The organism is Shewanella ulleungensis (assembly GCF_014648315.1).
GTDB lineage: Bacteria > Pseudomonadota > Gammaproteobacteria > Enterobacterales > Shewanellaceae > Shewanella > Shewanella ulleungensis.
This window is the reverse complement of the sequence record NZ_BMQW01000010.1, coordinates 75,991-97,079: the sequence shown is the minus strand read 5'-3', so window position 1 is coordinate 97,079 and position 21,089 is coordinate 75,991. Positions and strand designations below refer to the sequence as shown.

The window sequence follows — 21,089 nt, the reverse complement described above, 5'->3', positions numbered from 1 at the left end:
ATAGCTGATTGGCAACAACCTATAACTTACCGTATCCCTCAAGATAATCGACTATTCTTACCGATGCTAAGCCATCAGTTGGGCCAACATGCTCTTGAGTATATTGCTGTCGATTGGCTTGATAAGCCTGCGGATTAGCCAGCTGGTCTGGAATGGCTTTAATTAACGATTTGTATTTGTCCACATGCAAGCCAATACCGCTATACAGTACATTATCTTTACCAAAGCGTTTTTCAAATCGGTACTTAAAAATCCCCCGATAAGACCATTTTAATTTAAAAAAGTTACACACAATCACAGGTCTATCTACTGCAGCAAACTCAAATAATGTACTTGACGCTTCACTTAATAGAATATCTGCGTGTTGAATAAAAGGGAGTAATGAAATGTCGTTTTCATTAGCAACATAGACATTGGAAAATGTAGACCACTTAGCTAATTTTACTCTTTGGTTGGCATACTGAGCCCTTACTTGAGTTAAAGAGTGAGGCTTAATCAGAATATTATAGTTTTTAAAATCGTCAGGCCAATTGTCAGGAAAACACTCTAAAGAGCTGGGATTAAAAGTCGGTGCATATAAGATGGTTTTTTTGCCTACATCTAACCCTAACGCCATTAAATCTAAACCTAAATCTTGGTGTTTAAATAATGGATCTAGCTTACAAAATCCAACTTCAATAAAATTATCATTTGGATAATATTGTTTAATTTTAGCTAACCGAAGTGAACCTTCTATAAACCTCACCGTCATTGGCGTAATGGATTTATGATAATACGAAGGCTTAGGACCTACACCATGACCTAATTGGGCAGTTTTAGAGTATTGATGTATTGAATCTAGGTGCGGAAATTGATTGCCAAAAAATATCCAATCCGGTTTGATCGTTAAATAGACTTGTTTCGCGTCTTGAACATCTGTGACCCAAAGACACTCCACTGCGACGTCATCAAATGTTTTCGCCAGAGCTTCTTGGTCATTTTTATTGCTATAGCACACCATTTTGACAGTGTGCCCCCGTAGGGTTAACTCTTGAATAACGGGCATGTACTGAGGAATGTAGTACACATTTAACGTATCGAAAACGATAAACATAATATTCTCTTATTTTTATATAACTCAAAAAATAGGTAACAGTAATACAACAGAAATAGAGTATATCAACTTAGCGTTAAATTGTTATCACTGTTAAAGCGACTTATGACAGCCATCTAAAAATAGGGATAAGTCGCATAAAGCATGCGAAAACACTTTAATTAACTCGACTTAGATAGACTCACAGATTCTGATAAATTAAGATATAAACAAATTTTTGAACGCTAAAGCCTAATAATGCCACAATCCACTTTACGCAAATTTGATTATCCACAAAGCTTAATTAAGTCATATCACCACTGGTATCTGTTACTCAGACCAGACCAACCCACACTTGGTTCAATGGTTTTAGTGTGTAAAGAGAATGTCCACCACTACTCAGGTATTTCGACTGAAGCAGCTGATGAACAAAAACACATTATTTCTGATATAGAGCGAATACTTAAACATAGATTTGACTGCCATAAAGTCAATTATTTGATGTTAATGATGGTTGACCCTGCGGTTCATTTTCATATTATTCCTCGTTACGAGTTTCCAACTGAGTTTTGTGGTAAAGAATTTAGCGATAAGCAGTGGCCTAAAGCACCAAGCTTGATAGATCACTTACAACTCGACGCCATCTTTAAAGCTGAACTATTAAAAACACTAAAAAGTGATTTTGCAGCCATAGAGCCTTCAAATAAACAATCATCAAATAAAATGTACCGCCGAATGTATACATCTGGTTGTTTTGACATATTTCATCAAGGGCATTTAAATATATTAAAAAGCACTAAGGCATTATGTGATTATTTAATTGTTGGAGTCTCGACAGATGAACTCATTGAACAATCTAAAGGCCGCCCTCCTATCATTCCATTCGAGGAGCGAATTTCGATTTTAGAAGCTAACCGATATGTCGATGAAGTCATACCTCAAATCGATAAAGACAAACAAAAAGTCGTTGATGAATATCAAATAGACGCGATTTCAGTGGGATCAGACTGGAAAGGAAAATACCCTGAAGTGAGTTGTGAGATGGTCTACTTTGACTACACACCCAATGTGAGCTCAACGGTATTAAAACAAAAGCTTAACATTACCCCTAAGCAAACTGACAAATAAAGTAACCCAAAGTAATAGCATGGCGGTGATAGAGAGCCACAGATGTGGCAATCTATCAATGCGATTAAAGTAAAAATTCAGCCTTATAACTTCCAATAACCAAATGCTTTTCTCATCTTTAGGTTCCTGATGATATTTAATGGCTTACGCTTAAGTCCTATCAACCCATTGTCGATCAATTTATCTGTTTCTGCTAAAACTCGCTCACTTGAAAGACCATCACGATTAGGGTGCATACTCTCGCAATAATGCTCAATCTCTTTAAGTAGCGTTACCGGATAAGCCAATGCTTGCTCAAGTGCTGATTCAATATCATCAACATTGTTAATGTTAATAAGGTGCTTACCATCAATTTTATTATCAAAGGTGACTACGGGTTTACCTTGTAAAAGAAACATGATCATCACAGAAGAAGTATCACAAAGCATCACATCAGCTTCTCGTAACAAAGGAAGCACATCATCGGTTTCAACAAAAGATAAGTTATCATTCTGTAATTGTTTATATTTTTCAACAACCTCACGATTCATTTTAGGATGGAATTGCACTAACCACCGCCACTTACTATCTTGAGATAATTGCTTCACTTTGTCATAAACAACAGAGGCGCATGAGAATCGCGGCGAAAATGTAGAACAGAAAAGAATAACAGGTCTGTCATCACGCTTTGTTATCACCGAATCATTAGGACTAAATAACGGGTCCAATGTTGGCCAACCGGTTTCAACCACCTTAAAGGTGCCATGTTTTTCAGCTAACAGCTGAAACGGTTCAGTAGATTCTGGGCCTTGCGTGCAATATAAATCGAAGCAGTGGCGTATTGTAAAATGACCATTACGCCCTAGCCCATTAATTTTTACTGTACCAAAACCATGAAATACGCTTACTTTAATACCAGGAATAAAACTCGGCACAATGTTGCCCGGAACAAACACCGCCTGCGGTTGCCACTTGATGGTTTCATCAATGGTCATTAAGCGTTTTTCTGTAGGCTTGAGGTATTTATCTGCAACTTCATTACCCGCCAGAAACCATCTCACCTCATCACCACGTGCTAAGATAATCTTTTGTAAAGGCCTTAAAATCGCGTAAGAATAATTTTGTGAAATGTAAAATAAATAGCGTTTCTTACTCATATCAACAGTGTTCCCTGCCACAATGACTCAAGTGCAATATATTACCTGCTTAGGTATTTAATGATGTTTAATATCAACGAAAAGGTGAACTCGATTACCACGTTTAATATTTAGTCTTGGCTTAGATCATTCATTAGCTTTTTCATACTCTGTATAACATCATCCGTTTCTATCATCGCCATTAAATGTTCACCTTTTGCACGAGTACCCCACTTTACCTCGGTAGAAAACTGCTTAGCGATGACTTGAGGGTAAACGCTAACAGTATATTGGCGAGATTGATAAGGCCCTGTTCGGCCAGGATTCGAATGAGCATATAACCCTATAACTGGCGTACCCTGAGTGACTGCCATATGCAATGGGCCGGTATCAGGAGCAAGCACCAAAGTCGCTTGTTTTAACACAGCTAATAACTGGGTTAAAGTTGTTTTACCCACTTGATTATCAAATGAGTATTGGCTGTGAGATTGAATAACATCAGCAAGATTTTTTTCTAATACTGTTGGGCCACCACACAGCATCACCTTATAACCTTGTGATATTGCGTAATCGGCTGCGGCAGCATAACGCTCAGGTAACCAGTTACGCTCAGCTTTACTGGCTGCGGCACAAATCACCATCACTTTAGCGTCCCCAATAAGTTGAGAGGCAAAGTCGGTGTCACTTTGCGGTACCGGAATATCCCAACGAGGCGTTAAATCGGTCACACCAATGGCTTTTGCAAAACCCATAAAACCGTCAAGAACATGGGGCGTTGCTAACGGTTCTACAGCATGGTTGGTCACTAACCATTGGCCTTCTTTAGCACGAGCTTTATCAAAACCAACTCGAACATCGGCCTTAATCATTAATGATGCAATCGTTGCACGCAATGCCACTTGCATATGCAATAGCACATCAAAATGCTGACCTTTTAAATCACTGCGTAGCTGAGTATAACTACGCCAACCTTTCGATTTATCGAAAATAACAAACTCGATGCCCGTTAAATGCTTAAGTAATTGATACTCAACTTTGCCGATGACCCACGTAATAGCTAAATTAGGATAGTTTTTTTGGATCGCTTGAACCATCGCCACGGCATGACACACATCACCAATAGCTGACAAACGTAGTAAACATAATGAACGTATCGAACTAAAGTCAGCTTTCATTGAATATCCAATATGTGTCAGTGAAAAAAGATGGAAGGAATGCAAGTGAGTGATCTTAAGGTATAATGTTATTTCGATCCACAATCAAGCCCGTGCTATTTGATAATTAGATGCAAATAAAAACTACCCAACAAGGCTATATCGCTTGGTGCGAGCCTAGTGCAGCAACAATAACGTCGCAAGATTTTTCTGTGGATGTTTGGCAAACCAAAAACGCAGTTGTCGGCCAATCTAAAGGTCGGTATACCACTTGGTTTGTCAAAACAGACTCATCACAAACTTGGGTGTTACGCCATTATTGGCGTGGCGGACTTGTGGGGAAATTTAACCGCGACAGTTATCTATACACTGGCCTCAAACAAACCCGCGCTATGGCGGAGTTAGTTATTCTAGAAACGCTTTATCAAGAAGGTTTTGCGGTACCAAGACCCATTGCCGCCCATGTTGCACGATCGGGTTTATGGTACAACGCCGATATTATTATTGAACATGTTGCTGGCGCTAAAGATTTAGTAGCCTATTTAAGCCAGCAGCCTATCGATGAGCAACAATGGCATGCACTTGGCCAAGCGATTGCTAAATTTCACTTGCGAGGTGTGTATCATGCAGACCTTAATGCTAAAAATATCTTACTAGCACATGATAAATTTTATTTAATCGATTTTGACCGCGGCGAATTACGTCAACCCAACTCGAGCTGGCAAAAAGCTAACCTAGAGAGGTTATTACGCTCATTTAATAAAGAACAAAGCAAGCTACCTGATCTCGCTTTTTCCTCACAATCTTGGCAACAGTTGCTTAAAGGTTATCGAAGCCTAAACCCTATTTAAGTATTTGAATTACTGCCAAAGTGAATCAATCAACGAAAATTGTTTCGCCAACGCGCCACGATTTTGCGCCACTACTGCTAACGCAGCTGTTGATGCTTGTTGGTATTGCTTGTCATTATTCCACTTAGCCGCTAATAGTTGAGCAAGATCGTCTGCTCCAGCCACACACTGCAACCCTCCTGCATTAGCAAGTAACTCTGTAATTTCTGCAAAATTCCAATGATTAGGGCCAACATATACAGGTAAGCCCATAGCAGCAGGCTCTAGCGGATTATGGCCACCACCTTCAATCAATGTGCCGCCAACAAAAGCTTGATCAGCTGTGCCATAGAGCACTAACAATTCCCCCATGGTGTCGCCGAGTAACACTTGAGTATCACTACTGACTTCATCATTCATACTACGACGGGCCAGCTTGAAACCGGCTTGAGTTATAGTAATTGCAGCTAAATTAAATTGCTCTGGATGACGAGGCGCCATAATCAATAATGCATCAGGAAAGCTAATTAATAGCTGTTTATGTGCAGCTAAAATTGCATCAAATTCACCTGGGTGAACGCTCCCCGCAACCCAAATAGGTTTATCCATACGCTGCCATTGTTTTCGAGTTTGCTTCGCCTGCTGTTTTTTATCGGGATCGATTGTGAGATCAAACTTAAGACTGCCACAAACGTGTATGTCTTGCGGTTGAACGCCCAAGGCGATAAAACGTTCAGACTCTGCTTGTGTTTGCACCAATATCAAATCGAATTGCTTTAACATTGGGGCAGATAAACGTGGCTTGCTGGCATACTTACTCGCGGATTTTTGTGACAAACGTGCATTGGCTAGTATCAGTGAGCCCCCTTGCTGTTTGGCAAAATAAAGTAAATTTGGCCACAACTCTGTTTCCATAACAATCACATGTTTGGGCTGTATTTGGCGTAAAAAACGCTTAACCGCATAGGAAAAATCAAAAGGTAAATAACAATGTTGCACCGATTCTCCAAAGGCTTTTATCACTTCTGCAGAGCCTGTTGGACTAGTGGTGGTCACGGTAAATGTATATTGCGGATATTGCGCTATGAGCTTTTTTATCAACGGGATAGCCGCTAAGGTTTCCCCCATCGACACACAGTGTACTAACACATCTGTTCGCTTTAATTTGGCAAAACCAAACCGTTCAGACCATCGACGACGATAATCTGGACTTTTAATCGCCCGAAAAGCCAAATACATGACAACCAGAGGAAATAGAAGATACAAAAAGAAAGAATAAATGGTACGGTTCATAGCAGAGGAGTCATCGATTTTTGCTTGTCAGATAAACACAATGTTAACATACTCATATTGAGTCGGCTTAATGAAATGTTATCGCTGTAATAAGCCAATATCCTAAGCTAATAATGAATATGGAAATCATATGAAAACCCGCGACAAGATCGTTTTTGCCAGTCTAGAACTGTTTAACGAACATGGTGAACGTAGTATTACCACCAACCACATCGCCGCTCACTTAGGCATTAGTCCGGGTAACTTGTATTATCATTTTCGCAATAAAGAAGACATTATCAACTCAATCTTCTCTTTATACGAAAGCCATTTAGAATCAGGCTTCAAAGCATATGACGATGTGCCCATTACTGTAGAATTATTAATGGGTTACTTTGACGCTATGTTTTATACCTTGTGGCAGTTTCGTTTTATGTATGCCAATTTAGCCGATATTTTAAGTCGCGATGACGCGCTAAAAAAACGTTATTTACATGCACAACAGCAAGTGCTTAATCGCTCAAGTGATATTCTACGCAAATTGAAAAAAGACGGTTTTCTGGATGTTGACGAGAGCAAGGTGACAGCCCTCGCTGACACCATAAAAATGATGGTCAGTTTTTGGATTAGTTATCAGCTGACCCAATCAAGCACGTCTAGTATTACTAAAGCTACCTTGTATGATGGCCTATTGCGCGTGCTAATGATATTTCAGGCTTACGAAACCCCAGCGTCATCGGCAACGTTTAGTAGATTAGAGAAACATTATCTCGACATAGCCAGCCAAGAGCGTCATCAAGCCGCGTAATAAAAAGCTGACGTTTAAGTCATGCATTTAGCACATAGCAATGCCTTTCAATCCGTAAATATCCGACTACAATTGTGCTCTGATAACTGCGGATTTTGTTTGCTCTATTCCCTGCAATAAAATCCAATGACCACACATGTTAATGATTAGTTTTTTTAATGTGAATAGTCACTAGCCCTAATCTAATTCATGTTGGTCTGACGACTAAAAAAAACGCTGTGGAGCGGCAATAATAAAGGTTAGAATGCCAGCAACTCCAAAACACCCTTTCAATTACAGCGGTGTTTTACTGCGTGATTTGGATAAGCATAATAACCATATTTAGGAGAACACAGGTGGCATCTACCTCTTTCTACGACCGAATTAATCAACAAATTGTCGATGTTAAAGCCGATGGCTTATACAAAAGTGAACGCATCATTGCTTCTGCACAACAAACAGCAATTGAAGTAAACCACGAAAAAGTGATTAACTTTTGTGCCAATAACTATTTAGGCTTAGCAAATCACCCAGAGCTTATTCAAGCTGCCAAAGCTGGCTTAGACAGTCATGGTTTTGGTATGGCATCTGTACGTTTTATTTGCGGCACTCAAGACACTCACAAACAACTAGAAGCAAGCCTGAGTGAATTTTTGGGTATGGAAGACACCATCCTTTATTCTTCATGTTTTGACGCTAACGCTGGTTTGTTCGAAACCTTATTAGATGCCGAAGACGCGATTGTGTCTGACGCGTTAAACCATGCCTCAATCATTGACGGTGTTCGTTTATGTAAAGCCAAACGTTTCCGTTATGCCAATAACGACATGGCCGATCTTGAAACACAATTAATTGCAGCCCAAGCCGCTGGCGCACGTAATATTTTAATTGCGACCGACGGTGTATTTTCAATGGATGGTGTTATCGCCAACCTAAAAGGTGTGTGTGATCTTGCCGATAAATATGGCGCTCTTGTTATGGTTGACGACTCACATGCCGTTGGCTTTATTGGCCCAAATGGCCGTGGAACCCACGAATACTGCGACGTAATGGATAGAGTCGATATTATTACGGGTACATTGGGTAAAGCATTAGGTGGCGCGTCAGGCGGATTTACCGCAGCAAAAAAAGAAGTCGTTGAATGGCTACGTCAACGCTCGCGCCCATACCTATTTTCAAACTCATTAGCACCGTCAATCGTTAGTGCTTCAATTCACGTGCTTGAAATGCTTAAAACAGGCCAAGATTTACGTGAAGCCGTATGGGAAAACAGCCGTTATTTCCGTGAGCAAATGTCAGCGGCTGGTTTTACATTGGGCGGCGCCGATCATGCGATTATTCCAGTAATGATTGGTGATGCCAAACTTGCCAGTGACTTTTCGAACAAATTACTTGCTGAACATATCTATGTAATTGGGTTCTCGTTCCCTGTCGTACCAAAAGGCCAAGCGCGTATTCGCACGCAAATGTCAGCAGCACACACTCGCGAGCAGCTGGACCATGCAATAAGTGCCTTTACCCGTATTGGTAAAGAAATGGGTATTATTTAACTCGCTCACGTCAATAAGCTCGGGAATATTAGGTTATTAAAATGAAAGCATTAAGCAAATTAAAGCCTGAAGAAGGCATCTGGATGGTTGATGCACCAAAACCAGAAATGGGTCATAACGATCTATTAATTAAAATTCGTAAAACAGCTATTTGTGGTACCGACGTGCATATCTACAACTGGGACGAATGGTCACAAAAAACCATACCAGTCCCTATGATTGCCGGTCATGAATACGTGGGTGAAGTTGTCGACATGGGCCAAGAGGTTCGTGGTTTTACCATTGGCGACCGCGTATCTGGCGAAGGTCATATTACTTGCGGCTATTGTCGAAACTGCCGTGGTGGTCGCACGCATTTGTGCCGTAATACCTCTGGTGTAGGTGTAAACCGTGATGGTGCCTTTGCCGAGTATTTAGTATTACCTGCGTTTAATGCGTTCAAAATCCCAGCAGACATATCTGATGACTTAGCCGCAATTTTTGACCCATTTGGTAATGCAGTGCATACCGCACTGTCATTCGACTTAGTCGGCGAAGATGTGTTAATCACTGGTGCAGGTCCTATTGGTATTATGGCTGCCGCAGTGTGTAAACATGTGGGTGCACGTCATGTTGTGATTACCGACGTTAACGAATATCGCTTAGATTTAGCCCGTAAAATGGGCGCAACTCGCGCCGTTAACGTAGCCAAAGAAAGCTTAAAAGATGTGATGAAAGATCTCGGTATGACCGAAGGCTTTGATGTGGGTTTAGAGATGTCTGGTGTACCGTCAGCATTTCACGCTATGTTAGACACCATGAACCATGGTGGCAAAATTGCCATGCTCGGTATTCCTGGTGGCGAGATGGCTATTGATTGGAGCAAAATCATTTTTAAAGGCTTAATCATCAAAGGTATTTATGGCCGTGAGATGTTTGAGACCTGGTATAAAATGGCCAGTTTGATCCAATCAGGCTTAGACTTAACCCCAATCATTACGCATCATTTCAATGTGGATGATTTCCAACAAGGCTTTGATGCAATGCGCTCAGGCCAATCTGGCAAAGTGATTTTAAGCTGGGATTAACCCCCCAGATTACATAGTCTGCACTCTCAAGGGGTTGTATAACCCCTTGTTGCAAACTGGCTTCCGTAAGCGCTTTTCGTAAACTTTTTATAGGTAATACCATGTCTGGTTTCAAACATTTGTCTGTTAATGAATTAATCCATATGTCTGATGCATCAAACGAGGTGCAAGTTGTTGATATTCGTGACGCTGCTAGCTTTGCTGCAGGCCATATTCAACACTCAGTCAATTTAAACAATGAAAATTTAGCCCATTATATTGCGGCAGCAGATATGGATAAGCCACTTGTTGTTGTGTGTTATCACGGCATGAGCAGCCAAAGCGCTGCAAGTTATTTAAATGAACAAGGCTTTGATGAAGTTTACAGCCTTGACGGTGGTTTCAGCGCTTGGAGCCTCGCCCACTCATGATAGAAATAGGCCAACTTCCTAACGCTCGCGCAGCACAAGCATTTATTGATTACCTTAAAGGGTTGAACATTCAATGTCATGTCGTGCAACACGCTCAAGGGGTTGGCCTAGTGATTAGTAATCCTGCTGATGAGCCTCAAGCTCGTGCTGAACTAGAGCTATTTGCTAACAATCCCTATGACAGCAAATATTTACAAGCATCGTGGGATAATGGCGATACCTCTGCGCAATTTAACTATGGCCCAGGCACAAAAGGGTTGCTGCAACAATTTTTAACCGGTGCTGGACCGCTAACACTAATCACCTTCTTTACTTGTGTCGCCGTTTTTGCAGGGATGAATTTAGGCTTTGCTGACGCAATATATACTCAACTATCATTTTTCAGCGCTGTCCCACAAAGTGATATAAGCCAAATATGGCGTGTATTTACCCCAAGTTTAATGCACTTTTCTGCTATGCATATCATCTTTAACTTATTGTGGTGGTGGTATTTAGGTGGAAAAATCGAGACTAATATTGGCACAAGGCCATTGTTATTTTTACTGTTTGTTGCAGGCACCTTACCGAGCGTAGTGCAGTTTTATATGACAGGCCCAAACTTTGGCGGCTTATCTGGCGTGGTTTATGCTGTCGTCGGATATACCTGGTTAATGGGCATTCGAAAACCTAACTGTGGCATTCGTTTACCACAAGCGTATATGGGTTTTATGATGGTATGGCTAGTGCTTGGGTTTACCGATTTACTCGGTATGCCAATCGCTAATGGTGCACACATAGGAGGTTTGATTGTCGGCCTAGCACAAGCACTATTTGACAGTCGTAAACCACAGCCAAATAGCTAATAGCATCAAACAAAAAACCACCCTTATCAGTGGTTTTACTTTAACAACAGTAATGATTAGTCAATCATGTCAATCACTTTATTGACCAGCTTTTCAATACCTATATGAGCCTCTAAAATCGACGTTGCTAGCATATACGCTGGCGTGCTCACTACTTTATGCACTTCATCAACCACAATATCATCCACCTTAACAGTCTGATGTAGGCCGCCCATTTCATTAAATGCTTGCGCAGTATCGCTGTCGTTACCAATTGTCCCCGTTACACCTTGACCATAAATCTGTGGGATCATCACCGGAGAAATACACACAAAACCAACCGGTTTACGGGCATTGGCAAAATCACGAATAAAGTTTTCCACAATCGGATTTATGTGGCAGCGACTACCTGTCGTAGCAAAATTAGATAAGTTTTTCGCCGCGCCAAAGCCACCTGGGATCACTAACGCATCATAATCATTCACATCTAAATTGCTGGCATTAAGCACTTCTCCACGGGCAATACGGGCAGATTCGACTAATACGTTTCGAGTTTCGTCAGTATTCACCTCACCCGTTAAATGATTTACCACATGCATTTGAGCAATATCTGGGGCAAAACATTGATATTGTGCACCTGCACGGGTAATGGCCAGCAAACTCAACACAGCTTCATGAATTTCAGTACCATCAAATACCCCACACCCACTCAGTAACACGGCTATCTTTTTCATACTATTCACCCTTCATTTATAATGAAACTTTGACTCTACAGCTTAATGCTTTATGCAGTGACACATTTGGATTGAGCTTTTAGCTGTACTCTTTGTTGTACTTTTTGTTGTACTTTTAATTGATAATGTAAAATTTACAACATAAATCCAACAAAACGGTTGATCTGATTAAAAATCGTGCTAACTTAGAACGTCGAATTTACCTGGTGGGCTTTTTTTAGCCATAAAACATCGTTAAAATTCATTGTGGCTTAACTGACATCAATAAAAAAGTCCACAAATTAGTTATATTTATTGAAATTAATAAATAGCTCACAAAAATAAAAATAACAAATAAAATTCAACAGGTTACTGATTTCATTTCAAGCCGTAAGAAAATCTATCCAGCAACGTTGATTATTTCACTCACAGACTTATCCACAGGCTGCGGGTCTTTTTTCGTGAGTAAAATTCAACGTTCTGATACATAACCACATAAGCCAAACTCACCAACCGCGCGGCTTGTCGGACCATTAAAGTATTCTCCAATTAAAGAGATAAATTGGCGACAATCTCACAAGTACCTTGAGGTGCTGTGGGTATAATGTCATCCTATCAGTCTCGCAAAATACACAATACGAAAATCACATTATGCCAACAATCCCGAATAATCCACTTATCCTCGTCGATGGTTCTTCTTATCTTTATCGCGCTTATTATGCGCCGCCTCATTTAACTAATTCAAAAGGTGAAGCGACAGGTGCGGTTTATGGCGTTGTTAACATGTTGCGGAGTTTATTGAGCCGTTATAGCCCTAGCCATATAGCTGTAGTATTTGATGCTAAAGGCAAAACCTTCCGTAACGACATGTATGGCGAATATAAAGCGCAACGTCCACCGATGCCAGATGATCTTCGTAGTCAAATAGAACCGCTGCACCGCATCATTCATGCTATGGGGTTACCACTCATTAGCATTTCAGGTGTTGAAGCCGACGATGTCATTGGCACCATAGCCTTGCAAGCGAGCAAAGAAGGTCGTGCTACGTTAATCAGTACTGGCGATAAAGACATGGCGCAGTTGGTCAACGAACACGTCACCTTAATTAATACCATGACAGACACCATCATGGGCCCAGAAGAAGTAAAAACTAAGTTTGGCGTAGGCCCAGATCGCATTATTGATTTTTTAGCATTAATGGGTGACAAAGCCGATAACATTCCCGGCTTACCTGGCGTCGGAGAAAAAACAGCATTAGCTATGTTAACCGGTGTTGGCAGTGTGGCACAGATATTGGCCGATCCACAAAGCGTGGTTGAAGTGGGCTTTAGAGGCTCCAAAACCATGCCAGCTAAAATTATCGATAACGCTGACATGCTTAAGCTCTCCTATGAACTTGCCACCATCAAAACCGATGTAGAACTAGAACAAGACTGGCATGAGCTGAACGTTAAGCCACAAAACCGTGATGAATTAATCAAATGTTTTGGTGAAATGGAGTTTAAACGTTGGTTAGCTGAAGTGTTAGACAACAAGCAGCCCGCTGGCACTGTTAGCCAGGAAAGCGATGAAGAAATCACCGTATCTGCGCCTATAGAAGCAGAATATGAAACCATTCTTAGCGAAGAAGCATTAGACAAATGGATCGACGAGCTTAGCAAAGCAGAGCTCATCGCAGTTGACACCGAAACTACCAGTCTCAATTACATGGAAGCCCAACTCGTCGGTTTATCATTTGCCACCCAAGCAGGTAAAGCGGCATACCTGCCATTAGCTCATGACTACCTTGATGCACCACAACAGCTAGATAAAACCGCAACACTTGAAAAAATACGTCCTATTTTAGAAGGTAAGATGCCGCAAAAAGTCGGCCAAAACCTAAAGTATGATATGAGTATTCTAGCCAATGCAGGTATTAAGCTTGGCGGTGTACGTTTTGACACTATGCTTGAATCGTACGTATTTAACTCGGTTGCATCACGCCACGACATGGATGGCTTAGCACTCAAATACTTAGGCCACAAAAACATCAGCTTTGAAGAGGTTGCGGGTAAAGGAGCCAAACAGCTTACCTTTAATCAAATTGATTTAGCGACTGCCGGCCCTTACGCAGCTGAAGATGCCGATATTACTTTGCGTTTACATGAGCACTTATGGCCACGACTAGAAAAAGAATCAGAATTAGCCTCAGTATTTAACGAACTAGAGTTACCACTGATACAAGTGTTATCAGACGTTGAGCGCCAAGGAGTATTAATTGACTCTATGCTACTCAGCCAGCAAAGTGGTGAGCTGGCTAAAAAGCTGGATGATCTTGAAAATAAAGCTTACGAGATTGCTGGTGAAAAGTTTAATCTTGCATCGCCTAAGCAGTTGCAAACGCTCTTTTTTGAAAAGCTTAACTACCCTATTAAAAAGAAAACCCCAAAAGGTGCTCCTTCAACCTCAGAAGAAGTATTAGTTGAATTAGCCTTAGACTATCCGCTGCCTAAAATTATTCTTGAGCATCGCAGCTTAGCCAAATTAAAGAGCACGTATACAGATAAACTCCCCTTAATGGTTAATGCTACCACCGGCCGTGTTCACACCAGTTATCATCAAGCCAATGCGGCAACAGGGCGTTTGTCATCTAGTGAGCCTAATTTACAAAACATCCCTATTCGTACCGAAGAAGGTCGCCGTATTCGCCAAGCCTTTATTGCACCAGCCGGTCGTAAGATCTTAGCGGCCGACTACTCGCAAATCGAATTACGCATTATGGCTCACTTATCTCAAGACAATGGTTTATTAACCGCTTTTGCTGCAGGTAAAGACATTCATAGAGCAACCGCAGCTGAGGTATTTGGTGTTCACTTTGAAGAAGTCACCACCGAACAGCGCCGCCGTGCTAAAGCGGTTAACTTTGGCCTAATTTACGGTATGTCTGCGTTTGGATTAGCCAAGCAATTAGATATTCCGCGTAACGAGGCACAAACTTATATCGACACCTATTTTGCTCGTTATCCCGGTGTATTGAAGTATATGGAAGAAACCCGTGCAGCCGCCGCTGAGCAAGGGTATGTATCGACCTTATTCGGCCGACGCTTATACCTACCAGAAATCAACGACCGTAATGCCATGCGCCGCCAAGCCGCTGAGCGCGCGGCCATTAACGCCCCAATGCAAGGTACCGCTGCAGATATCATCAAAAAAGCCATGATTGCGATTCACCAGTGGATAAAACAAGACACGCAAGGTGAAATCACCCTCATTATGCAAGTACACGATGAATTAGTATTTGAAGTAGATGAAGCCAAAGCAGAAACACTTAAAACTAAAGTGTGTGACTTAATGGCTCAAGCTGCATCACTTGATGTCATGTTATTAGCAGAAGCTGGTGTAGGCGATAACTGGGATGAAGCACACTAATTTCAGATAAGTTTATTACCTATTTTTAATGTATTAACTCGTACATCAACAATGCCGTATTTGATAATACGGCATTGTTGTTTATTGCACCGGCCAATAAGGGCACAGATAAAGCTACTCAGTCGTTGTTGCCAACATCGATGGACCTCAATAAACCTGACTCGACGCTTCTTCGCGCTTGTTTTAACGAAAATCATTTTCCCTAAAAATAAACGCCATACAATCTTGTATAAATTTTAACGAGTGTGTAAAACACTCAACAACCTACACGACACGGTTAACATTTAAACAATATTTTGCAATAACAATCACAGTTATTGTGTCTTTTTATGAAAAACAGTTTTTCATTTTAAGGCGAATGCGCTATTATCTCATTCGTAGGGTACAGAGGTTAAGATGTTCAATCTTTCAAACCTTTATTTCACTAGCAATAGTGACTAGCCAAATTCGGCGCCCCAGCAACTTAGGTTGCTGGGGCTTTTTTTGGTTTTTTTTCGTACCTAAAAATATTTAGAGTAAATACTTTAACTTTGCTAAAAAAGCAGTTATTCTATGGTCATTGAGAGTCATCAAATTGAGTTGGTGACACTTGAGTCTTGTTGAATTTAGCTTCTCCCCAAAAGAGCTAATTTTTGTACCGATAGCCTCTTGGTTGTCGGTTTTTTTTTGCTTAAATTTTTTCATTTATATTTTCACATAAAAAAACCGACATAAAGTCGGTTAATTCAATAGCATCACTACTCGTTGCACAAACGTTATTCTTGCTCGGTTTGCTCACGTAAAGCTTTTTGCTCAGCCAACCATGCTGGATGGCACCACTCATTCAAAATGCTCAAAACTTTTGGCTTACCCGTGCCTTTTAATGACGAAAACGGCTCAATTTGCACCTTGTCGCCAAACTCACCTAACGCTTTACGTACATCATTAACGGTTTTCATTTTAACGCTTTGGGTCAATTTATCTGACTTAGTCAACAACGCTAACACCGGAATATGGCTTAATACCGCCCACTCAATCATCTGCATATCGAGATCTTTAAGTGGATGACGAATGTCCATTAACACCACCACACCACTTAAACAGGCGCGCTTTTGCAAATATTCGCCTAACGCTTGCTGCCATTTATTTTTTAATGCTAATGGTACTTGAGCAAAACCATAACCCGGTAAATCGACTAAACGACGGTCTGCATCTAATTCAAATACGTTAATAAGCTGCGTACGACCAGGAGTTTTACTGGTTCTAGCTAAGCTTTTTTGCTCTGTTAGTGCATTTAACGCACTCGACTTACCAGCATTTGAACGGCCAGCAAACGCAATCTCAACCCCGATATCCCCAGGTAGATACTGATCTAAATGTGCAATATCTGGCGCACTGATTAAAAATTTTGCCTTACGGAAATCGATACGAGATTCGGTCACTAGTCACTCCAATTTAATTACTTTCAGTAAACGCATTACCATAAATGTTTAACAATTGCTTACTTTTGCACGTTTTCGTGTAAAATATTAGCTTGATCACATTATATACCCAAGCAACGCTTAAATGTGTGATGTAGTAATATTTGATCTCGTTCTACTCGAACGACGTAAACTACATCAATAGCGCTTGGAAAAAACCATTTTACCACGCTTGCGGGTCTTCCTAGTAAGCTCAGGACAATAAATTAACAAGAAGTTGGAACGCCATGAAAAAGTTAGCTCTTGCGCTGTCTGTAGTAGCCACTATGTCATCACCTGCTATGGCTGAAGGTAATGCTGAAGTCGGCAAAACTAAAGTAATCGTATGTTCTGCCTGTCACGGTGTTGACGGCAACAGCATGATCGATATGTACCCCAAAATTGCAGGCCAACACCCTGCATATCTTGCAAAACAATTAACAGAATTCCGCTCTGCCATGCAGACTGGCGGTAAAGAAGGCCGTATGGACCCAATTATGGGTGGTATGGCAATGGGATTAAGCGATACAGATATTGCTGACATCTCTGCATACTTTGCAAGCCAAACTCAATCAACTAATCCAGCAGTTGAAGGTACTGAAGCAGGCGAAAAATTATATCAAGGCGGCGACGCAGCTCGTGGCATCACCTCTTGTATCGCTTGTCATGGTCCAGATGGTAGTGGCGCTGGCGCAGCTGGCTTCCCAATGATTAGTGGTCAACATGCTAACTACATCAAAATTCAGTTAACTAAGTTCCGTGACGGTACTCGTAACAACGATTTGAATGGTATGATGCAAGATGTTGCTAAAAAATTATCTGATGCAGATATCGAAGCATTATCTAAATATATTTCAACCATTAAGAAGTAATTAGCTTAATATTGAATAGTAAAAAGGACAATAAAACGTCCTTTTTTTACCAGTAAAAGTTTACGTTTACGTCAACTTCACCGATTATTGCTTGACATAGTTCACGGTTTTAGAGTTAAATACACCCCGTACCGAGGTAAACCCAACTGTTTGAACCATAAATCTAATAACATCAAGCAGATTTCGGACTGATACATTTAAGATATAAGAATAAAGAAAACACATAACAATAATAATTTAAGGCCACTCAACAATAACAATATGAGTCGCGGTTTCAATTTGAAATCCAGGTCGTAAAACTTGTAAGGAACAGACCGACTGGTCAATCCGCTATTTAGCACTGCCTTACACAACAGAGTAACCCTTTTGGTATTATTTGAATGACTCAAATAATTGCAAACTCAACATTTTGTTGGATATGCATCCATAAGAAGCTTGCTCGAAGGTACATTAAAACATGGATGGTTGACTGCTTGTCACAGAAGACAATTAGGATAATGATGAGTCATTGAAGACCATCTACGGAAGCTGTAGTCAGGACGGCGACAGAACATAAAAAAGCGTCAGCGATGACCAATAACAACTAAAAAAGCACGGAAAGCACAATAAAAGTTACGATCTGACCGGGATAGTCACATAGCAAGTACGGATACTTGGAATCAGAATAAGGTGCATATAAGCACTGTTTTACGAGGTGGCAGTTTACTGCCACCTTTTTTTATGCCTTTTTTATCGTTCCATCGTCAACAACTAAATTTCTAATACGAATCTGCATTAGAATTTGGACATTGATATAATTTACTGTTATCACTATATATATTGTTTACTAAGGTGCTGCTGTCGTTAATGAGCCCATGCCCACTTTGTCATCATTCAGCTGACTTTTTTGTGCAAGACAAAAAAAGAGCTTTTTACGCCTGCCCACAATGCGGCTTAATTTTCGCTAATCCAAAATCACACCTAATGCCCAACTTAGAGCGGCAACGCTATGGTCGAGCACAACGTTCTTCAAAACAAAAGCAATTATCACAGTTTGTTTTACCGTTATTACAACAAATCTCACAGCAACAAACAGGCCGCTTAACAGGGCTAAACTTTGGCAGAGTATTAGATGAAAAAAGCCAACAAACCATTACTGAGGCTGGCCATAGGGTTAATCAATACGATCCGTTCTTCGCAGCAGATCAATCTGTATTAAGCCAAAGCTACGATTTTGTTTGCTGTTATCGAGTATTTGAGCACTTTAGGCATCCATACCGGGAATGGACATTACTCAATCAATTGATTAAACCCAAAGGTTGGTTAGCCATTAGTACACCATTGATGACTGACAAAGCCTTATTTGCGAAATGGCACTATAAAAATAATCCCACGCATGTAAGCTTTTATCAGCAAGCAACATTCGAATATTTAGCCTCCAATAGCGATTTTGAGCTATTATTTGCATCGAAAGATCTGGTTTTGATGCAAAAATCGTCAAAACCTGATATAAAGCGCATCCATATTTAGTGCCTTATAGAAATTGCTCTGTAAGGACGTGTCTAGAAAACCTAACGAGAACATCATGGCTCGCAGTAAAAAAACTCGCAAAGGCGGCGAAAACGGCCCTAAGTTTGCCCCAAGAGTAAAAAAAGCCGATCGCAACGCGGTCGATGGTAAGAAATCAGAAACGGGCCGTAAGTCTGGCAGTCGCCACAATGAAGCTTTACTCAGTAAAGCTTCAGGCAATGGAGCAGCGGTAAAAAAAGATGCACGCCATGGCAGTAAAAAGCCGGTTGCATTAACATTACCTAAATCAATTACTGAGCCGTTAGTGGTTAAGCCTAAACAGCCTAAATTAACTGACGAGCAAAAGTTATTAAAGTTAGAAGATGATCCAAGACTAAATCAGTTGCTTGACCAACTTGAAGAAGGTCGTGATCTGTCTGATGCTGATCAAAAGTGGCTAGACGTTCAATTAGATAAAATTGAACAGTTAATGCAACGTTTAGGCTTAACTGAAGGTGATGAATCACCAGCACCAAGTCCTAAAAAACAACTGACTGACGATGAGCTATTAAGTCGTTTTGAGTCGGGTGCCGATCTGCTAAAAGATTATCAAAAAGAAGACTAAACCACTCAATGAATTTCATTTGAATGGGATAAACTGGCGCACACCTAGTTGATTGGGTATATACCCAATCGATTAGGTGCGCGCCAGTTTTGTATTCAAAAAAGGATAAATTGTGCCAACAATCGCCATAGTTATTGCATTGCTCATTATTATCGCTCTTGCCGCGTATGCTACTCACCTATTATTAACGCTTAAGCGTCGAACTGAAGCTAACCAACAAGCACAAGCAGAACGTCAAGCCAAAGCAGAAGAGCGAAGACAACAAATCCTCACCGATATCCGCTATATTGCAGCAGCCATGTTAGAGGATCGTTGTGAGCTCTCAGAAGGTGTCGTTCGCATCGGTAAACTATTTGATGCATTATCAATGTCGGAACAAGTCGCAAGCGATTTTCCTAATTTGTTCGCTCACTATGCCATTATTAGAGATCATCCGATTATGGAAGCGCGTCAAGCACTGCCTAAACAGCAACGAATGAAATTTGATTTTGAACGAATGAAGTCCGAATCGGAGTTAGAACAAGTGATATTAGACGAAGCAAAGCATATTGCTGAATTTAAAAAACCGACCACTCATTAGTAATCTTTCATCGTATGTTTAGCAGCATCGTTACGGGCAGCACTTAGCAAGCCCGCGATTGCCCCATCATACACAATTGGCTAATAATCAGTTATATGCTTTAATCACTAAACGCCCCGATTTGGTGCGTTATATGAAAAGCCCAATAACAAGAAGCGTAAACGCTCTGATTAGGACTCAATATGTTAAATAGACTTTGTTCAGGATTGCTGCGCCTACTGGGGTGGAGGTTTGAAGGACAGCTCGATAAAACCCAACCTTGCGTAATGATTGTAGGCCCTCACACCAGTAACTGGGATTTTATCATCGGTATTATGGCCCGCAGTGCATTAGGCACTAAAATCCATTTTTTAGGCAAACACCAATTGTTTATTGCTCCTTGGGGATGGATATTTCGCGCAATGGGAGGTAGTCCGGTTGATAGGCGTAAACATAATAATTTAGTGGATGCCGCGGTTCAGCTGTTTAAACAAAATCATAATTATAAATTAGCACTCGCACCAGAAGGAACACGTAGCCCTGTTACTCGTTGGAAAAGTGGTTTTTATCATATTGCCATCAAAGCTGAGGTTAATATTGTTCCTGTAGGATTAGATTTTGGCCGTAAAACAATTGTGCTGTCTGCGCCAATGATACCTACTGGTAATATTGAAGCTGAGATGAATCAATTAATGGATTTTTATCGTTCAATAACAGGTTATCGAGCCAAAGACATTCCAGATTACCAGTTACAGTCTACAACCGAACGGCCTTAGGGC

General features: G+C 40.8%; 19 protein-coding genes. 13 read left to right on the top strand and 6 right to left on the bottom strand.

The window, feature by feature from the left end; all coding sequences use genetic code 11:
- Positions 1-19: 19 nt before the first annotated feature.
- Entirely contained in the window at positions 20-1,093 is a 1,074-nt protein-coding gene (locus IEY40_RS16645; RefSeq protein WP_188958162.1) for a CDP-glycerol glycerophosphotransferase family protein, read from the bottom strand.
- 237 nt (positions 1,094-1,330) lie between these two features.
- Here IEY40_RS16645 and IEY40_RS20210 point away from each other — a divergent pair, with 237 nt between their 5' ends.
- The gene (locus IEY40_RS20210) at positions 1,331-2,200 is read left to right on the top strand and encodes an adenylyltransferase/cytidyltransferase family protein (protein ID WP_229777140.1); all 870 of its coding nucleotides are present in this window, start codon (positions 1,331-1,333) and stop codon (positions 2,198-2,200) included.
- Positions 2,201-2,283: 83 nt separating this feature from the next.
- On the opposite strand, the gene IEY40_RS16635 is transcribed toward IEY40_RS20210, so the two are convergent.
- Positions 2,284-3,336, bottom strand: coding sequence for a CDP-glycerol glycerophosphotransferase family protein (locus IEY40_RS16635; protein ID WP_188958160.1), 1,053 nt, complete (start codon positions 3,334-3,336; stop codon positions 2,284-2,286).
- Positions 3,337-3,446: 110 nt separating this feature from the next.
- Positions 3,447-4,490, bottom strand: a complete 1,044-nt coding sequence (locus tag IEY40_RS16630) for a glycosyltransferase family 9 protein (RefSeq protein ID WP_188958158.1) — start codon at positions 4,488-4,490, stop codon at positions 3,447-3,449.
- A 110-nt stretch (positions 4,491-4,600) separates the two neighbouring features.
- Here IEY40_RS16630 and IEY40_RS16625 point away from each other — a divergent pair, with 110 nt between their 5' ends.
- On the top strand, positions 4,601-5,320 hold the full coding sequence (locus IEY40_RS16625; protein WP_188958157.1) for a 3-deoxy-D-manno-octulosonic acid kinase: 720 nt from the start codon (positions 4,601-4,603) through the stop codon (positions 5,318-5,320).
- Positions 5,321-5,329: 9 nt separating this feature from the next.
- Here IEY40_RS16625 and waaA read toward each other — a convergent pair whose 3' ends face one another.
- Positions 5,330-6,592, bottom strand: coding sequence for a lipid IV(A) 3-deoxy-D-manno-octulosonic acid transferase (waaA, locus tag IEY40_RS16620; protein ID WP_188958155.1), 1,263 nt, complete (start codon positions 6,590-6,592; stop codon positions 5,330-5,332).
- 130 nt (positions 6,593-6,722) lie between these two features.
- Here waaA and IEY40_RS16615 point away from each other — a divergent pair, with 130 nt between their 5' ends.
- The 5 genes from IEY40_RS16615 to glpG all read left to right on the top strand — a co-directional run bounded on the left by IEY40_RS16615 (position 6,723) and on the right by glpG (position 11,227).
- Positions 6,723-7,379 (top strand): TetR/AcrR family transcriptional regulator, encoded by a 657-nt coding sequence (locus tag IEY40_RS16615; protein ID WP_188958153.1) that lies wholly within the window; start codon positions 6,723-6,725, stop codon positions 7,377-7,379.
- A 335-nt stretch (positions 7,380-7,714) separates the two neighbouring features.
- Complete coding sequence (locus tag IEY40_RS16610; RefSeq protein ID WP_188958151.1) at positions 7,715-8,908, top strand: glycine C-acetyltransferase; 1,194 nt, start codon at positions 7,715-7,717, stop codon at positions 8,906-8,908.
- Between the two features lie 41 nt (positions 8,909-8,949).
- On the top strand, positions 8,950-9,975 hold the full coding sequence (gene tdh / locus IEY40_RS16605) for an L-threonine 3-dehydrogenase (protein ID WP_188958149.1): 1,026 nt from the start codon (positions 8,950-8,952) through the stop codon (positions 9,973-9,975).
- 101 nt (positions 9,976-10,076) lie between these two features.
- Positions 10,077-10,385 (top strand): thiosulfate sulfurtransferase GlpE, encoded by a 309-nt coding sequence (gene glpE / locus IEY40_RS16600; protein ID WP_188958147.1) that lies wholly within the window; start codon positions 10,077-10,079, stop codon positions 10,383-10,385.
- Complete coding sequence (glpG, locus tag IEY40_RS16595) at positions 10,382-11,227, top strand: rhomboid family intramembrane serine protease GlpG (protein WP_188958145.1); 846 nt, start codon at positions 10,382-10,384, stop codon at positions 11,225-11,227. Before glpE ends, glpG begins: the two co-directional genes overlap by 4 nt.
- 56 nt (positions 11,228-11,283) lie before the next feature.
- Here glpG and elbB read toward each other — a convergent pair whose 3' ends face one another.
- Positions 11,284-11,940 carry an isoprenoid biosynthesis glyoxalase ElbB gene (gene elbB / locus IEY40_RS16590; RefSeq protein WP_188958143.1) on the bottom strand — a complete coding sequence of 219 codons (657 nt, stop codon included), beginning with the start codon at positions 11,938-11,940 and terminating at the stop codon, positions 11,284-11,286.
- 630 nt (positions 11,941-12,570) lie between these two features.
- Between elbB and polA the strand changes: the two genes are divergently transcribed.
- Positions 12,571-15,327 carry a DNA polymerase I gene (polA, locus tag IEY40_RS16585; RefSeq protein ID WP_188958141.1) on the top strand — a complete coding sequence of 919 codons (2,757 nt, stop codon included), beginning with the start codon at positions 12,571-12,573 and terminating at the stop codon, positions 15,325-15,327.
- A 755-nt stretch (positions 15,328-16,082) separates the two neighbouring features.
- Here the strand turns inward: polA and yihA are convergent.
- Positions 16,083-16,748 (bottom strand): ribosome biogenesis GTP-binding protein YihA/YsxC, encoded by a 666-nt coding sequence (yihA, locus tag IEY40_RS16580; protein ID WP_188958139.1) that lies wholly within the window; start codon positions 16,746-16,748, stop codon positions 16,083-16,085.
- 266 nt (positions 16,749-17,014) lie between these two features.
- On the opposite strand from yihA, the gene IEY40_RS16575 reads away from it, so the two are divergent.
- The 5 genes from IEY40_RS16575 to IEY40_RS16555 all read left to right on the top strand — a co-directional run bounded on the left by IEY40_RS16575 (position 17,015) and on the right by IEY40_RS16555 (position 21,086).
- Positions 17,015-17,638, top strand: coding sequence for a c-type cytochrome (locus IEY40_RS16575; RefSeq protein ID WP_188958137.1), 624 nt, complete (start codon positions 17,015-17,017; stop codon positions 17,636-17,638).
- Positions 17,639-18,484: 846 nt separating this feature from the next.
- Positions 18,485-19,147 carry a class I SAM-dependent methyltransferase gene (locus tag IEY40_RS16570; protein WP_188958135.1) on the top strand — a complete coding sequence of 221 codons (663 nt, stop codon included), beginning with the start codon at positions 18,485-18,487 and terminating at the stop codon, positions 19,145-19,147.
- Positions 19,148-19,202: 55 nt separating this feature from the next.
- The gene (gene yihI / locus IEY40_RS16565; protein ID WP_188958133.1) at positions 19,203-19,751 is read left to right on the top strand and encodes a Der GTPase-activating protein YihI; all 549 of its coding nucleotides are present in this window, start codon (positions 19,203-19,205) and stop codon (positions 19,749-19,751) included.
- A gap of 112 nt (positions 19,752-19,863) precedes the next feature.
- Positions 19,864-20,331, top strand: coding sequence for a DUF2489 domain-containing protein (locus IEY40_RS16560; RefSeq protein ID WP_188958132.1), 468 nt, complete (start codon positions 19,864-19,866; stop codon positions 20,329-20,331).
- 182 nt (positions 20,332-20,513) lie between these two features.
- Positions 20,514-21,086: a lysophospholipid acyltransferase family protein gene (locus IEY40_RS16555; RefSeq protein WP_188958130.1), complete on the top strand. Its 573-nt coding sequence runs from the start codon at positions 20,514-20,516 to the stop codon at positions 21,084-21,086.
- Positions 21,087-21,089 lie beyond the last annotated feature (3 nt).

Bases quoted from the DNA above. Each gene is read 5' to 3' on its own strand.
- yihI (WP_188958133.1), top strand. From the start codon at position 19,203: ATGGCTCGCAGTAAAAAAACTCGCAAAGGCGGCGAAAACGGCCCTAAG.
- elbB (WP_188958143.1), bottom strand. From the start codon at position 11,940: ATGAAAAAGATAGCCGTGTTACTGAGTGGGTGTGGGGTATTTGATGGT.
- IEY40_RS20210 (WP_229777140.1), top strand. From the start codon at position 1,331: ATGCCACAATCCACTTTACGCAAATTTGATTATCCACAAAGCTTAATT.
- polA (WP_188958141.1), top strand. From the start codon at position 12,571: ATGCCAACAATCCCGAATAATCCACTTATCCTCGTCGATGGTTCTTCT.
- IEY40_RS16615 (WP_188958153.1), top strand. From the start codon at position 6,723: ATGAAAACCCGCGACAAGATCGTTTTTGCCAGTCTAGAACTGTTTAAC.
- waaA (WP_188958155.1), bottom strand. From the start codon at position 6,592: ATGAACCGTACCATTTATTCTTTCTTTTTGTATCTTCTATTTCCTCTG.
- IEY40_RS16625 (WP_188958157.1), top strand. From the start codon at position 4,601: ATGCAAATAAAAACTACCCAACAAGGCTATATCGCTTGGTGCGAGCCT.
- IEY40_RS16635 (WP_188958160.1), bottom strand. From the start codon at position 3,336: ATGAGTAAGAAACGCTATTTATTTTACATTTCACAAAATTATTCTTAC.
- IEY40_RS16555 (WP_188958130.1), top strand. From the start codon at position 20,514: ATGTTAAATAGACTTTGTTCAGGATTGCTGCGCCTACTGGGGTGGAGG.
- tdh (WP_188958149.1), top strand. From the start codon at position 8,950: ATGAAAGCATTAAGCAAATTAAAGCCTGAAGAAGGCATCTGGATGGTT.
- glpE (WP_188958147.1), top strand. From the start codon at position 10,077: ATGTCTGGTTTCAAACATTTGTCTGTTAATGAATTAATCCATATGTCT.
- IEY40_RS16630 (WP_188958158.1), bottom strand. From the start codon at position 4,490: ATGAAAGCTGACTTTAGTTCGATACGTTCATTATGTTTACTACGTTTG.
- IEY40_RS16570 (WP_188958135.1), top strand. From the start codon at position 18,485: ATGAGCCCATGCCCACTTTGTCATCATTCAGCTGACTTTTTTGTGCAA.
- IEY40_RS16645 (WP_188958162.1), bottom strand. From the start codon at position 1,093: ATGTTTATCGTTTTCGATACGTTAAATGTGTACTACATTCCTCAGTAC.
- IEY40_RS16575 (WP_188958137.1), top strand. From the start codon at position 17,015: ATGAAAAAGTTAGCTCTTGCGCTGTCTGTAGTAGCCACTATGTCATCA.
- glpG (WP_188958145.1), top strand. From the start codon at position 10,382: ATGATAGAAATAGGCCAACTTCCTAACGCTCGCGCAGCACAAGCATTT.